Below are 14,352 nucleotides of genomic sequence, written 5' to 3' on the forward strand. Positions count from 1 at the left end.
CGACCCGGGCGAAGATCCGGGGCATCCCGTCGACGCCGCGGCAGCCGGGCACGGCGCCGGGCCGGCCGCCGGAACCGCTGGCGCGGCCCCGTGATCGGAGCGGTGCTGGCCGTTCCCGTCGGCCTCGGCCTGGCCGCGGCCCTCACACTCAACACGGCGTCCGTGTCCGACAACGGCGGCGACAGCCCGCTCGCCCAGGCGCCGGGCTCGGTCCTTCCCGACGACGCCTTCGCGCCCACACCGGACTTCTTCCCCAGCCCCGAACCCGGGCAGAGCTCCGCGCCGCCCTCCCCCAGGCCCACCGAGGGGGCCGGCAACAGCCGGGACGGCGTCGAACTCGAAGTAGAAGACGACTCCGACTCCGACGCGGACACGGACGCGGGGAACGGGACAGGACCCGACGGCGGGTCCGGCGGCGGCGGACAGGGGGCCGACGGCGGGGCCGGATCGGACGGCGGAGGCGGATCGGGCGGCGGAGGCGGCGACACCGGTTCCATGAACACCCTGAGCGCCCAGGTCTTCGCCCTGGTCAACGACGAGCGGGCCGACGCCGGATGCGGCCCCGTGCACTCGGACGAGCGCCTGGTCGCCGCGGCGCAGCTGCACAGCGAGGACATGGACGCCAACGACTACATGTCGCACACCGGCCTCAACGGCAGCGGTCCGGGCGACCGCGCGAGCGCGCAGGGCTACGACGCCTGGTCGGGCGAGAACGTCGCCAAGGGCCAGAGAACCGCCCAGGAGGTCATGGACGCCTGGATGAACAGCCCCGGCCACCGGTCGAACATCCTCAACTGCGACAACAAGGCCCTGGGCGTCGGCGAGTCCGGCAGCGCCTGGACCCAGCTGTTCGGCCGGTCCTGACCCCGGTGCACGAAGTCCCGCACCACCGCGGAACGCGGTGGCCGCGCGCGAGGCGCTGCGCCTCGCGCGCGGCCACCGGCGGGGCCCCGGGGGCCGGCGTCAGCGCCCGGCGCGGTTGACCGCGCTGCACACGGCCTTCAGGGAGGCCGTGGTGATGTTGCTGCTGATCCCCACGCCCCAGAAGACCCGGCCGTCCACCTCGGCCTCGACGTAGGCGGCCGCGCGGGCGTCGCCGCCCTCGCTCATCGCGTGCTCGCTGTAGTCGACCACGCGGACCTTGACCCCGACACCGGACAGCGCGTCCACGAAGGCCGAGATCGGGCCGTTGCCGCTGCCCTCGATCTCACGGATCTCGCCGCGCACCCGCACGTCGGCGTTGATCTGGTACTCGCCCTCGGGGGTGGTCCGGGAGCGGTGCGCCATCACGCCGACCGGTCCCTCGTCGGACAGGTAGGTCCGGGTGAAGACCTCCCAGATGCGCTCGCCGTCGAACTCGCCGCCCTCGGCGTCGGTGAACTCCTGGACCACCCGGGAGAACTCGATCTGCAGGCGGCGCGGCAGGTCGACGGCGTGGTCGCGCTGCAGGATGTAGGAGACCCCGCCCTTGCCGGACTGGCTGTTGACCCGGATGACGGCCTCGTAGTTGCGGCCGACCTCCTTGGGGTCGATCGGCAGGTACGGCACCTTCCACGGGTACTCCGCCACGGGGACGCCCGCCGCCCCGGCGTCGGCCTCCAGGGCGGTCAGGCCCTTCTTGATGGCGTCCTGGTGCGAGCCCGAGAAAGCCGTGTACACCAGGTCGCCGCCGTAGGGGTGGCGGGGCGCGACGGGCAGCTGGGTGCAGTGCTCGACGACGCGGCGGATCTCGTCGATGTCGGAGAAGTCGATCTGCGGGTCCACGCCCTGGCTGAACAGGTTCAGGCCCAGCGTGACCAGGCACACGTTCCCGGTGCGCTCGCCGTGCCCGAACAGGCAGCCCTCGACGCGGTCGGCGCCGGCCATGACCGCCAGCTCGGCCGACGCCACACCGGTGCCGCGGTCGTTGTGCGGGTGCACCGAGACGCACACGTGCTCGCGGCGCGACAGGTTGCGGCTCATCCACTCGATCTGGTCGGCGTACACGTTGGGCGTCGCGCGCTCGACCGTGGCCGGCAGGTTCAGGATGATCTCGCGGCCCGGCCCCGGCTGGTAGACGTCCATGACCGCCTCGCACACCTCCAGGACGAAGTCCGGTTCGGTGTCGATGAAGATCTCGGGCGAGTACTCGTAGCCGAAGTACTCGGTGTCGCCCAGGTACTGCTCGGCGAACTTCAGCACGTGCCGGGTGCCCTCGACCGCGATGGCCCTGCACTCGTCACGGTCCACCCCGAACACCACCCGGCGGAACTCCGGCGCGGTCGCGTTGTACAGGTGCACGGTGGCCCGCTTCGCCCCGACCAGGCTCTGCACGGTGCGCTCGATCAGCTCCTCGCGCGCCTGGGTCAGCACGGAGATCTGCACGTCGTCGGGGACGCGGTCCTCTTCGATCAGGGAGCGCACGAAGTCGAAGTCGGTCTGGCTGGCCGCGGGGAAGCCGACCTCGATCTCCTTGTAGCCCATGCGGACCAGCAGGTCGAACATCTCGCGCTTGCGGTCGCCGTCCATCGGCTCGATCAGCGCCTGGTTCCCGTCGCGCAGGTCGGTGGACAGCCACCGGGGCGCCCGGGTGATGGTCCTGGACGGCCAGGCGCGGTCGGGCAGATCCACCGGCGGGAAGGGCTGGTAGCGCTGGAAGGGCATACCACTGGGCTTTTGCTGCGGCACCATTGTGAAGGCTCCTGGAAAGGTTTCTCGCGGTCGATGAGGCCGACAACAGACAGGTCGAAGCCCCGCGGCGAGGGAGCCGGCCTATCGGCCCCCGCCGCGGCCGCTAAGAAGGAGCAGCTCGCGCAGCATAACGAAAGCCACGTTAGCAGACCCCCCGCACCCGGCACGGCAGGGACCCTCACGCCCCGAGCCCCGGGGAGCCCCCGCGCCCCGATTCGGACGCCTCGCCGCTGGTGTTCTCCCCGACCGTATGTAACATTCAAGGAAACCCTTCAGTGCTAGGGGGTTATGCAGCCACACGGGCGGACCCGTCCGCCCGGCCAGGCCGCTGGAAGCCGTCGGCGGGACTTCGGGTGCGGCCAACACCCAGGCGGTCGTTTCTCGTGCGGAGCACACGTAAGACACGAGACCGGCTTGCCAGTCCCACCGGCGGTCGTCCCCTGCCGCGCGGTCGTCCCGCGTCGCCCCGCCACTGCCGGGCCCCGCGCGACCGCCGCGCCGCTTCCGGTCGTCGAGGGCCGCGGTTCGGAACCGGAAATCGGTGGAATCACCGAATCCCGGCCCAGAAGCTTCTCCATGGCGGACACCGACTTTTACAATTCGGAACAACACGGGTGTGATCTGCGAGAATCGGTGCAGATCCCGACGGCGCGGTCCGCGGGCGCGCGGCGGCACGAGCTGCGGACGGGTTTCGGGGCGGGGCTTCACGTGCTCCGGAACGAGGACCCGGGACTCGACCGTCCGTCGACCGGGCCGGTCACGGTGATGGGAGCTGGATTCCTTGGCAACGTCGCAGACAACGGCCGACGGCGGGCCCGACGGGGTCCTGGTCGGGCCGGAGGCCCGTGGACGCTCCGGCGGCGTGCAGTCGCTCGACCGCGCGTTCACACTGCTGGAGATCATGGCCGACGCCGGCGGCGAGATCTCACTCAGTCAGCTCGCGGCCTCGTCGGGGCTGCCCCTGCCCACGATCCACCGCATCATCCGCACCCTGCTCGGCAACGGGTACGTCCGGCAGCTGCCCTCGCGCCGCTACGCGCTGGGGCCGCGCCTGATCGGCCTGGGCGAGAGCGCCTCGCGCATGCTGGGCGCCTGGGCCCGCCCGCACCTGGCCCAGCTGGTCGAGGACCTCGGCGAGACCGCCAACCTGGCCATGCTGGACGGCGACAAGGTCGTCTACGTGGCGCAGGTGCCCTCCCCGCACTCCATGCGCATGTTCACCGAGGTCGGCCGACGGGTGCTGCCGCACTCGGCGGGAGTCGGCAAGGCCCTGCTGGCCCAGCTCCCCGAGGCCGAGGCGCTGGCCACCGTGCGGCGCGCCGGCATGCCGGCGGCCACCGACCGCACCATCACCACCCCCGAGGCGTTCGCCGCCGAACTGGCCCGCGTCCGCGAGCAGGGGTACGCCATCGACGACGGCGAGCAGGAGGTCGGGGTCCGCTGCCTGGCCGTGCCGGTCCTGGGCGGCCCGGCGATGATGGCCGTCTCCATCTCCGGCCCCGAGTCCCGGATGAACTGGGACTTCGTGGACCGGGCCGCCCCCATCGTGCGCCGGAGCGCCGTGGACCTGGCCGAGGACCTCACCCACCAGGCCTAGGGAATCTCCGGCGCGAGGGTGGATTCGGACACCGGTGCCTCGCCCCCCACCCGGAATGATCATGGGCTTTCCGCCCTTCCCGACCCCGAAACGGGCAGAAAGCCCACAACCGTCAACGGAACCCTCACGCAACGGACATCATGGGCGCTGCCCCGACCCCCGCCCGCCGTCGCCGCCCGCTGTGACCTTGTGATCCGCGTGGCGTGCGGCCGAAAGACCCCCGAAGCACCGGTGCACGGAACACCCCCGCCTCGGAAACCCCATAGGGAGTGTCCCGCGTCCGGTTCGTAGTGGTTTCCCCGCTGATCGTGACCTTTCCCGGGTCTCAGAGGCGGTCGAGACCCCGAAAAGGTCAGGATCAGCGAGAAGGGCGCCGCGCTCCAGGGGCGTCAGACCTGCTGGTCGAAGCCCAGGCGGCGGAGCTGCTTGGGGTCGCGCTGCCAGTCCTTGGCGACGCGTACGCGCAGGTCGAGGTAGACGCGGGTGCCCAGCAGCCCCTCGATCTGCTTGCGGGCGCGGGTCCCCACGTCGCGCAGGCGGGCGCCCTTGGCCCCGATGACGATGGCCTTCTGGCTGGGACGCTCCACGTACAGAGAGGCGTAGATGTCGACGAGCTCGCGGTCCGGGCGGCTGTCCTCGCGCGGGGCCATCTCCTCGACGACCACCGCGATGGAGTGCGGGAGCTCGTCGCGCACCCCCTCCAGGGACGCCTCGCGGATCAGCTCGGCCACCAGCATCTCGTCCGGCTCGTCGGTGAGGTCGCCGTCGGGGTACAGCGGCGGCCCCTCGGGCAGGTGGCCGCACAGCACGTCGGTGACGGTGTCCAGCTGGTAGGCGCCGTTCGCCGAGACCGGCACGATGTCGGCCCAGTCGCCCAACCGGGAGACCGCCAGCAGCTGCTCGGTGATCTGCTTGCGGTCCGCGGTGTCGGTCTTGGTGACGATCGCCACGACCGGGGTGTTCCGCTGGGCGGCGAGCTCGCGGGCGATGTAGGTGTCGCCCCGGCCGATCGGCTCGTTCGCCGGGACGCAGAACCCGATGACGTCGACCTCGACCAGGGTCGAGCGCACCAGGCTGTCCAGCCGCTCCCCCAGCAGCGTGCGCGGCTTGTGCAGGCCCGGGGTGTCCACAATGATCAGCTGCGCGTCGTCGCGGTGCACGATCCCGCGCACGGTGCGCCGCGTGGTCTGCGGCTGGTTGCTGGTGATCGCCACCTTCTGCCCCACCAGGGCGTTCATCAGCGTCGACTTGCCCACGTTGGGCCTGCCGACGAAGCACGCGAAGCCGCTCCGGAAGCCCTCCCGGTGGGTGGGCATCGGCAGCGGCGTGCGCAGTTTTTCGAGGTCGAGGTCGTTCATGTGTCCAGTCTCGCCGGTCGGGGCCGGTGCTCAGGTCCGGGTGACGCCGACGGGGGTGCCGTCGGGGGTCGCGAACACCAGGACCGCGGTCCCGAGGTCTCCCGCCACCGCGGTGTCGCTCGCGGGCAGCGAGGCGGCCGCGGTCACGACCACGGCGGCCTCCAGGGAGGACGCGCCGCTGGAGACCGCGGCGGCCACGGCGGCCTGGAGCGCGCTCAGCGCCAGGGACGGCAGGGCGACGGTGGTCGCCACGTAGGTCCGTCCCGTCTCGTCGCGCACCGCCGCCCCCTCGGCCGCGCCGTTGCGGGCGCGCGAGGACCGCGCGAGGGTGATCAGCTTGACGTCCTCGGGGTCCATGTCCGCGAGGTTTCCGGTTCCGTTGGTCACAGGGATGCCTTTCTCGGCGTCGGTGCTGGAAGTGTGTGGGGCCCGGCGGGTCAGGTCTCGGCCCGGCCCGACGACTCGGCGGGCGCGGGCAGCTTCTCGACCAGGACCGTGGCGGTCTGGTTGCGCCGCCCCGAGGGGTCCTCGGCCACCAGCCGCAGTCCCGCGTACTCGGCCTCGGAACCGGTGACGGGGACGCGGCCGAGCGTGTAGGCGAGCAGGCCGCCGACGGTCTCGACGTCGGGCGCGTCGATCTCCACTCCGAACAGCTCGGCCAGCTCACCGAGCGGAAGCCGCGCGGTGACCCGGGCGCGGTCGTCGCCGAGGGGCTCGATCGGCGGGACCTCGTCGTCGTACTCGTCGGTGATCTCCCCGACGATCTCCTCGACGATGTCCTCGATCGTGACGAGCCCGGCGGTCCCGCCGTACTCGTCGATGACCACCGCCAGGTGGATGCGCTGCTTCTGCATCTCGCGCAGCAGCTCGTCCACCGGCTTGGAGTCGGGTACGTAGTTGGGCTCGCGCATGATGTCGCGGACCGTGCGCCCGGCCTCGGCGCCGGCTCCGTCGCCGGTCCAGGTGTCGCGCAGCCGCGCCACGACGTCCTTGAGGTAGACGATGCCGATGATGTCGTCGAGGTTCTCGCCCACCACCGGGACGCGGGAGAACCCGCTGCTCAACGCGAGCGAGAGGGCGTCCTCCGCCGAGGCGTCGGCGTTGAGGAAGACGATGTCGGTGTGCGGGACCATGACCTCGCGCACCGAGGTGTCGTCGAGCCGGAAGACCGAGTGGATCATCTCCCGCTCCTCCGGGTCGATGACGTGGCCCCGCTCGGCCAGGTCGACCAGGTGGCGCAGCTCGTCCTCCGTGGCGAACGGGCCCTCCCTGTCGCCCTTGCCGCGCGGGGTGAAGGCCCTGCCCAGGAACACCAGGAGCTGCGCCAGCGGGCCGAGCACCAGCGTCACCGGATAGATGACGTTGGCGCTGACCAGCGCCACCTCGGCGGGGAACTGCCGCCCCAGGATGCGCGGTGTCACCCCGATCAGCACGTAGCTGACCAGGATCATCACGACCGCGGTGAGCGTGATCGCGGGCCAGCCCAGGCCGAGCCAGTCGACGAAGCCGACCGCGAGCGAGAGGGCCGCCAGCACCTCGCAGGCGACCCGCAGGAGCAGCAGCATGTTGAGGTAGCGGGCGGGGTCGGCGGCGATCACCCCGAGCCGGCGCGCGCCGGGCCGGTCTCCGCCGACCAGCTCCGCGACGCCCGTCCGGGCGGCGCGGCCGAGCGCGACCTCGGCGCTCACGAAGCACGACGCGCCCAGTGAGAGCAGGACGGCGAGGCCGAAGGCGACCCCCATCTCGAGGGCTCCGTTCACGAGACCTCGTCCAGGCTCCGACGCCAGCCCTCCAGGATCTCACCCTGGATCCCGAACATCTCCTTGTGCTCCTCGGGCTCGGCGTGGTCGTAGCCCAGGAGGTGCAGGATGCCGTGCGTGCACAGCAGGTCGATCTCGTCCTGCGCGCTGTGCCCGGCCTGCTCGGCCTGCCGGGCGGCGACCTGCGGGCAGATGATCACGTCGCCCAGGACCCCCGGGTCGGAGGTGCGCCCGGGACCGCCGGGACGCAGCTCGTCCATCGGGAAGGACAGCACGTCGGTCGGTCCGGGCTCGTCCATCCACCGCACGTGCAGGTCCGTCATCGGCTCCTCGTCCACGAGGACGACGGACAGCTCCGCGAGGGGGTGCACCCGCATGGCGTCCAGAACGTAGCGCGCCAGCCGGGACAGCCGCTCCTCGTCCGCGGGGACGCCGGACTCGTTCGCGACGTCAATACTCATAGTTCTCAGGGGCCTTACTTGTCGCATGCGGGACCGCGCGGGCCGACGGGTCCGCGCGGGGGATCACCTGGCGCCGCGGACCGATCCGTTGGAGTGGACCGGGAGGCGGTCGCGGGAGCCGTTGCCCTGGCTCTGCCGCTGCTCGGCCTCGTGACGGCCGTAGGCGTCCACGATCTTGCCGACCAGCTTGTGCCGGACCACGTCGTTGCTGTTGAGACGGCAGAAGCCGATGTCCCTGATACCGTCCAGGACGCTCTCGACGACGCTGAGGCCGCTGGCCTGCCCTCCCGGCAGGTCGACCTGCGTGACGTCTCCCGTGACCACGATCTTGGAGCCGAAGCCCAGCCGGGTCAAGAACATCTTCATCTGCTCGGGCGAGGTGTTCTGCGCCTCGTCCAGGATGATGAAGGCGTCGTTGAGGGTGCGTCCGCGCATGTAGGCCAGCGGGGCGACCTCGATGGTCCCGGCCGACATCAGCTTGGGGATGGAGTCGGGGTCGAGCATGTCGTGCAGCGCGTCGTACAGCGGGCGCAGGTAGGGGTCGATCTTCTCGTACAGGGTGCCGGGCAGGAAGCCCAGGCGCTCCCCCGCCTCGACCGCGGGGCGGGTCAGGATGATCCGGTTGACCTCTTTGGCCTGCAGTGCCTTGACGGCCTTGGCCATCGCCAGGTAGGTCTTCCCGGTTCCCGCGGGGCCGATCCCGAAGACGATGGTGTGCTTGTCGATCGCGTCGACGTAGCGCTTCTGGTTCAGCGTCTTGGGGCGGATGGTGCGACCGCGCGCCGACAGGATGTTCGTCATCAGCACGTCGGCGGGACGCTCCCCGTTGGGGACGCGAAGCATGCCCAACGCGCGCTCGATCGCGTCGGGGGTGATCTGCGCGCCGTTCTCGACCAGCTGCAGCAGCTCTTCGATGAGCCGGACGACCAGGGCGTTGTCCTCGGCCCGGCCGCTGATGGTGATCTCGTTGCCCCGGACGTGGATGTCGCTGTCGAAGGAGTTCTCGACGACCCGGAGCAGTTCGTCCCCGGACCCCAGCAGGTTGACCATCATCTGGTCTTCCGGGACGACGACCTTGACCTGGGTGCTTGAATGCGTTGACTCGACCATGATGTGGCCTTGCGGCCGTCTCGCCCCTGCCCTTCACCGTGTCCGGAGGATCCCGTCCCGGCAGCCACTGCGGCCGCCGCGCGACACCTGAGATTCTATCAACCCGGACACGCGCGCCCCGAAGGGTTTTCCCAGCCCTCCGAGGGCCGGAGCGCCTCCGGACCTCTCCGGACAACGGCGGCCGGGGTCCCGCTATTCCGGCCCTCCTCCGTTCCCCCGGAAGACCCTCCGACCCGCGCCCGCCGGGCGTGCGGACTCGCGGGCGCCGCGCCGCCCGGGGGACCGCTCCGTCCGCCCCCGGTCACCCCGGGGGCCACTCCATCCCGCGCCCGCCCAGCAGGTGGCCGTGCAGGTGGAAGACGGTCTGCCCGGCCGCCGACCCGGTGTTGAAGACCAGGCGGTAGCCGGTCTCGGCGATCCCCTCGGCGCGCGCGATCTCGCCCGCCTCCCGGACGATCTCGTCGAGGAGTCCGCTCCGGGCGGCGCCCGCCGCGGCGGCGTCGGGGTAGTGGTCGCGCGGGATGACCAGCACGTGGGTCGGGGCCTGCGGGTTGACGTCGCGGAAGGCGACGACGCGCTCGCCCTCGCGGACGACGTCGGCCGGCACCTCCCCCGCGACGATCCTGCAGAACAGACAGTCGGGTCGACTGACGGACACCGGCTTCTCCCTTCTCCGGGAGAGCGGGGCGCCTCCCGGTCCCCACATCATGCCGGAGAGCGCGGAGCGGTACGCCTGCGACGCAGGGGACGGGTGTGTCCGGTGGGAGGCGGACCGCCGGGCGTCCGAACCGGGGGCGGGGACACGCCGGGGAGCCGCGGGGATTCGGCCTTCTCGCTCCCGACAGCCGGTTCGGCTTGGTTCGGGCGCGTTTCCGGACCTTCCCCGGCCCTCGATCCACCGGGAATCGCCCCCATGGCGGACTATTCTGGTCTTTCGCGTCCTCGCGGTGTCCTCTGCCGCCGCCACGGGGCGCGAAGGCTCCGCTGCGCGCGGACCGCCCGCAGTGTGGACATCAAAGGAGGTCATGGGCGTCTTCTCTTGGAACAAGAGGCCGAAACCCCAACCGAACGAGAAGAACGGCATGCCCCTTCGTAAACCGGGCGAGAAGGGCCCGCGTCCTAACCACGTGACTGAAACCATGGTGGCGGGAGCGCCCGCAGCGGCGGTACCGGTCGGTTGGGACGCCGACCAGGCGGTGACCCAGCTGTACTCGGCCCACTACCGGCCCCTGGTCCGGCTCGCCACCCTGCTCGTCCGCGACGTCGCCACCGCCGAGGAGGTCGTGCAGGACGCGTTCGTCGCCATGCACGGCGCCTGGCGGCGCCTCCGCGACCCGAACAAGGCGCTCTCCTACCTGCGCCAGTCCGTGGTCAACAAGGCCCGGTCGGTCCTGCGGCACCGCGCCGTCGTGGAGAAGCACGCCCCCAAGGCGCTCCCCGACGCCCCCAGCGCCGAGCACGGCGCTCTCGGCGAACTCGAGCGCGCCGAAGTGATCAAGGCTCTGCGCACGCTGCCGACCCGGCAGCGGGAGGCTATCGTTCTGCGGTACTACGGGGACCTTTCCGAAGCCCAGATCGCCGACGCCATGGGAATCAGTCGTGGCGCAGTCAAGAGCCACACGGCACGCGGGATCTCCGCGCTCCGCACGGTTCTGGAGCAAACGACATGACCGAACCTTTCGACGACCGCTTCGAAGAGCGGCTGAGGGCGGCCCTCCGCGCCGAGGCCGACAGCACCCCCACGTCACACGACGCGCTGGAGCGCATCAGGGCCCGCACCGAGCGGAGGCTGCTCCCCTGGTCCGGGCTCGCCTGGCTGCGTCCAGCGGTGGCCGTGGGCGCCGCCGCGCTGATCGCCGGGTCCGTTCTGCTGAGCACACCGCAGATCCGCGACCACGTGCTTCCCGAGTCCTTCGTCTCCGCCGCCGAGTCGCACAGGGCCGAGACCGAGCAGCCTCCGCCCGAGGCCGCCGCCGACCCCTCGGACGGTTCCGGTGTCCGGCCGGGCGGGAGCGCGGCCGCCCCGGTCCCGCCCCCGGCTCCCTCTCCGGTCCCCTCCCCGGAGGAGGAGGACGAGGACGGCGAAGGCGAGAGCCCGGCCCTGTCCTGCGCCGCGTCCCCCCCGCCCGAACCGTCGCCCGACACGCGGTCCGACCCGGCCCCGGAGTCCTGCCCGGCCACGGACGCCCCCGGCTCCCCGGAAGGCGAGTCCCCGGCGCCCGGCGGGGACGAGCCCGACGACGGCACCGCTCCCGAGAGCCCGCCCGCCGACGACGAGGAGCCCTCTCCCCTTCCCGAGGAGTCGAAGAGCGCCCCGACCCCCTGACGTGCACCGGCCCGCCCCGCCGTGAGCGGGACGGGCCGGTTCGCGTCAGGGGGTCGGCTACCAGCGGCCGCAGCGGGCCTGGAGCACCGACAGCGCGGCCACACCCGCGGTGGAGGTGCGCAGCACGGTCGGGCCGAGCAGCGCCCGAACCGCCCCGGCCTCGTCGAAGCAGGCCAGCTCGGCGTCGGTGAACCCGCCCTCGGGGCCGACCACCAGCACGATCTCCCCACCGGGGTCGAACGCGCCCTCGGGCGGTTCGAGAGTGGACAGCCGCACGGCGCCCTCCTCGTGCAGCACGATTCCGAGCGAGGCCCCGCCGAGCAGGTCGGCGACCTCGCGGGTGCTCGCGCACCCGGAGACCTCGGGGACACGACTGCGCCGGGCCTGCTTGGCCGCCGCCCGGGCCGCGGCCCGCCACTTGGCCGGCCCCTTGGCGGCGCGGTCGCCCTTCCAGCGGGTGACGCAGCGCTCCGCCTGCCAGGGCGTGACGGCGTCGACCCCCGCCTCCGTCATGACCTCTACCGCGAGCTCACCCCGGTCGCCCTTCGGCAGCGCCTGGACGACGGTGATCCGGGGTGCGGGCTCGGGGTCGACGACGCGCTCCCGGACCTGGCAGGTCACCGTGTCCTTCCCGACGGCGACGACCACGCAGCGCGCCCGTGTGCCGGTGCCGTCGGCGAGATGGACGACCTCGCCGACGGTGATCCTGCGCACAGTGGCGGCGTGCCGCCCCTCCGCACCCGACAGCAGCACGCGGTCGGAGTCGAGGTCCCCCGGTTCCGTCAGGAAGACCGGAGGCGTCACCGGGCTCCGAACGCGTCGCGCAGCCTGGAGAAGATGTTGCCGTGCCCCGGGCTGAACTTGCCGGGCGGCTGGTCCTCACCGCGCAGCTCCGCGAACTTGCGCAGCAGCGCCTCCTGCTCCTCGTCCAGGCGGCTGGGCGTCTCGACGGTGACGTGGATCATCAGGTCGCCCCGGCCCGGGGCGTTGAGGTGCTGGCACCCGCGGGCGTCCAGCGTGATGACCTGGCCGGAGTTGCTGCCCGGCCGCAGGTCGATCTGCTCGGTCCCGTCGAGGGTCTCGATGGTCAGCGACGCGCCCAGGGCGGCCGCCGTCATCGGGACGGTGACGGTGCAGTGCAGGTCGTCGCCGCGCCGCTCGAAGATCGGGTGCGGGCGCTGGACGATCTCCAGGAAGATGTCGCCGCGCGGCCCGCCGTTCGGGCCCACCTCGCCCTCGCCCGCGAGCTGGATCTGAGTGCCGTCCTCGACGCCCGCGGGGATCTGGACCTTGCGGGTGACGCGCTCGCGCACCCTGCCCTCGCCGGCGCAGTCGGGGCACGGGTCCTTGATGACGGTGCCCTGGCCCGAGCACTGCGGGCACGGGCGCGTGGTCATGACCTGCCCGAGGAAGGAGCGGGTGACCTGGGAGACCTCGCCGCGGCCCGCGCACATGTCGCAGGTCTCGCGGTGGCTGCCCTTGGCCGTGCCCTCGCCGTGGCAGGTGTCGCACACGATCGCGGTGGGGAAGGTGACGTCCTTGGTGACGCCGAACGCGGTCTCGGCGAGGTCGAGTTCGACCCGCACCTTGATGCTGCGTCCCCGGCGGACCCGGTCCCGCGGCGATCGGCCGCCCTGCGGTCCGCCGCCCCCGCCGAAGAAGGCGTTCATGATGTCGTCGAAGGGGAAGCCCTGGGCGCCGAAGCCTCCGGCTCCGCCCCCGGCCCCCGCCCCGCCCCTCGCGAAGGGGTCCACTCCCATGTCGAACATGCGGCGCTTCTCCGCGTTGGAGAGCACCTCGTAGGCCTGGGCCACCTCTTTGAAGCGCTCCTGCGTCTCCGGATCGGGGTTGACGTCCGGGTGGAGTTCGCGCGCCAGGCGGCGATATGCCTTCTTGATCTCGTCCTGGGTGGCGTCCCGACGGACACCGAGGGTCTCGTAATAGTCTCTGGCCACTTACTGTCCCGCCAAGATCTGACCGACGTACCTTGCCACTGCGCGTACCGCTCCCATCGTTCCTGGGTAGTCCATTCGGGTCGGACCGACGACCCCGAGCTTGGCCAGCGACTGGTCGCCGATGCCGTAGCCCGCGGAGATGATCGATGTGGTGTGGAGACCCTCGTGCGAGTTCTCCGCCCCGATGCGCACCGTCAGCATCGACGGGTCGCCCGCCTCACCGAGCAAACGGATGAGTACGACGTTTTCTTCCAGTGCTTCGAGCACGTCCCGCAGACTGGCCGAAAACCCCATCGCGGCGAGGTTCGCGGTCCCGCCGAGGACGACCTTCTCCTCGCGCTTCTCCACGAGGCTCTCCATCAGGACGGACAGTACCGCCTGCGCCAGCGGGCGGTCCTCCGCCGGAAGCTGGGCCGTCGTCTCGGACAGGGCCTGGGGGACGTCGGTGAGCCACTTGCCGACGAGGGCCCGGTTGAGCACGCCCCGCAGGTTCTCGACCACGTCGTCGGTGACCCGCGCGAGACCGTCGATGACGCGCTGGTCGACCCGGCCCGTGTTGGTGATCAGCACCATCATGACACGCTGCGGTCCCAGCGGGACGAGTTCGATGTGCTGCACGCAGGACCGTGTCAGCGACGGGTACTGCACGACCGCCACCTGGCGGGTCAGCTGGGCCAGCAGCCGGACCGTCCGGGCCACGATCTCGTCCAGGTCCACCGCGCCGGACAGGAAGGTCTCGATGGCGCGGCGCTCGGCCTTGGACAGCGGTTTGACCGTGGAGAGCCGGTCGACGAAGAGCCGGTAGCCCTTGTCGGTCGGGACCCGGCCCGCGCTGGTGTGGGGTTGGGCGATGTACCCCTCTTCTTCGAGGGCCACCATGTCGTTGCGGATGGTCGCGGGGGAGACCCCGAGGCTGTGCCTGTCGACCAGTGCCTTGGAGCCCACGGGTTCGTTCGTGGACACGAAGTCTTCGACGATGGCACGCAGCACCGCGAGCTTTCGGTCGTCGAGCACGCGCTCACCTCCTGGCACTCCGTGGTCTTAAGTGCTAATTCTACGCTGGCGGGCAAACCCGGCCCTCCCACGATCGGGCACGCTGCCGGCCGGCGTCCGGC

General features: G+C 71.7%; 14 protein-coding genes. 4 read left to right on the plus strand and 10 right to left on the minus strand.

Features of this window, described 5'->3' with window-relative positions; genetic code table 11:
• Window positions 1-90: 90 nt before the first annotated feature.
• Complete coding sequence (locus EV190_RS12495) at window positions 91-864, plus strand: CAP domain-containing protein (protein WP_341770549.1); 774 nt, start codon at window positions 91-93, stop codon at window positions 862-864.
• A 99-nt stretch (window positions 865-963) separates the two neighbouring features.
• Here EV190_RS12495 and leuA read toward each other — a convergent pair whose 3' ends face one another.
• Window positions 964-2,670 carry a 2-isopropylmalate synthase gene (gene leuA / locus EV190_RS12500; RefSeq protein WP_133741709.1) on the minus strand — a complete coding sequence of 569 codons (1,707 nt, stop codon included), beginning with the start codon at window positions 2,668-2,670 and terminating at the stop codon, window positions 964-966.
• A gap of 781 nt (window positions 2,671-3,451) precedes the next feature.
• Between leuA and EV190_RS12505 the strand changes: the two genes are divergently transcribed.
• Complete coding sequence (locus tag EV190_RS12505; protein WP_394345522.1) at window positions 3,452-4,267, plus strand: IclR family transcriptional regulator; 816 nt, start codon at window positions 3,452-3,454, stop codon at window positions 4,265-4,267.
• Between the two features lie 389 nt (window positions 4,268-4,656).
• Here EV190_RS12505 and era read toward each other — a convergent pair whose 3' ends face one another.
• From era to EV190_RS12535, 6 genes are all read right to left on the minus strand, one after another.
• Complete coding sequence (era, locus tag EV190_RS12510; protein ID WP_133741710.1) at window positions 4,657-5,625, minus strand: GTPase Era; 969 nt, start codon at window positions 5,623-5,625, stop codon at window positions 4,657-4,659.
• A 30-nt stretch (window positions 5,626-5,655) separates the two neighbouring features.
• Window positions 5,656-6,012, minus strand: a complete 357-nt coding sequence (locus EV190_RS12515) for a cytidine deaminase (protein ID WP_394345523.1) — start codon at window positions 6,010-6,012, stop codon at window positions 5,656-5,658.
• Between the two features lie 50 nt (window positions 6,013-6,062).
• The gene (locus EV190_RS12520) at window positions 6,063-7,367 is read right to left on the minus strand and encodes a hemolysin family protein (RefSeq protein ID WP_133741815.1); all 1,305 of its coding nucleotides are present in this window, start codon (window positions 7,365-7,367) and stop codon (window positions 6,063-6,065) included.
• A gap of 14 nt (window positions 7,368-7,381) precedes the next feature.
• Window positions 7,382-7,846, minus strand: a complete 465-nt coding sequence (ybeY, locus tag EV190_RS12525) for an rRNA maturation RNase YbeY (protein WP_133741711.1) — start codon at window positions 7,844-7,846, stop codon at window positions 7,382-7,384.
• A 63-nt stretch (window positions 7,847-7,909) separates the two neighbouring features.
• On the minus strand, window positions 7,910-8,956 hold the full coding sequence (locus tag EV190_RS12530; RefSeq protein WP_133741712.1) for a PhoH family protein: 1,047 nt from the start codon (window positions 8,954-8,956) through the stop codon (window positions 7,910-7,912).
• Between the two features lie 301 nt (window positions 8,957-9,257).
• A complete protein-coding gene (locus EV190_RS12535; protein WP_243742539.1) occupies window positions 9,258-9,614 on the minus strand; it encodes a histidine triad nucleotide-binding protein in 357 nt (118 codons plus the stop codon).
• A gap of 481 nt (window positions 9,615-10,095) precedes the next feature.
• On the opposite strand from EV190_RS12535, the gene EV190_RS12540 reads away from it, so the two are divergent.
• Both EV190_RS12540 and EV190_RS12545 read left to right on the plus strand, forming a co-directional pair.
• A complete protein-coding gene (locus EV190_RS12540) occupies window positions 10,096-10,626 on the plus strand; it encodes a SigE family RNA polymerase sigma factor (RefSeq protein WP_133741817.1) in 531 nt (176 codons plus the stop codon).
• The gene (locus tag EV190_RS12545; protein WP_133741713.1) at window positions 10,623-11,282 is read left to right on the plus strand and encodes a hypothetical protein; all 660 of its coding nucleotides are present in this window, start codon (window positions 10,623-10,625) and stop codon (window positions 11,280-11,282) included. The genes EV190_RS12540 and EV190_RS12545 overlap by 4 nt, the downstream gene beginning before the upstream one ends.
• Before the next feature lie 57 nt (window positions 11,283-11,339).
• Here the strand turns inward: EV190_RS12545 and EV190_RS12550 are convergent, their stop codons facing one another.
• From EV190_RS12550 to hrcA, 3 genes are read right to left on the minus strand one after another with little or no spacing between them, the layout of a single operon-like run.
• Window positions 11,340-12,086 (minus strand): 16S rRNA (uracil(1498)-N(3))-methyltransferase, encoded by a 747-nt coding sequence (locus EV190_RS12550; protein WP_133741714.1) that lies wholly within the window; start codon window positions 12,084-12,086, stop codon window positions 11,340-11,342.
• Window positions 12,083-13,237: a molecular chaperone DnaJ gene (gene dnaJ, locus EV190_RS12555; protein WP_133741715.1), complete on the minus strand. Its 1,155-nt coding sequence runs from the start codon at window positions 13,235-13,237 to the stop codon at window positions 12,083-12,085. The genes EV190_RS12550 and dnaJ overlap by 4 nt, the downstream gene beginning before the upstream one ends.
• Window positions 13,238-14,251, minus strand: coding sequence for a heat-inducible transcriptional repressor HrcA (gene hrcA, locus EV190_RS12560; RefSeq protein WP_133741716.1), 1,014 nt, complete (start codon window positions 14,249-14,251; stop codon window positions 13,238-13,240).
• Between the last annotated feature and the right edge of the window lie 101 nt (window positions 14,252-14,352).

Source organism: Actinorugispora endophytica (assembly GCF_004363075.1).
GTDB lineage: Bacteria > Actinomycetota > Actinomycetes > Streptosporangiales > Streptosporangiaceae > Actinorugispora > Actinorugispora endophytica.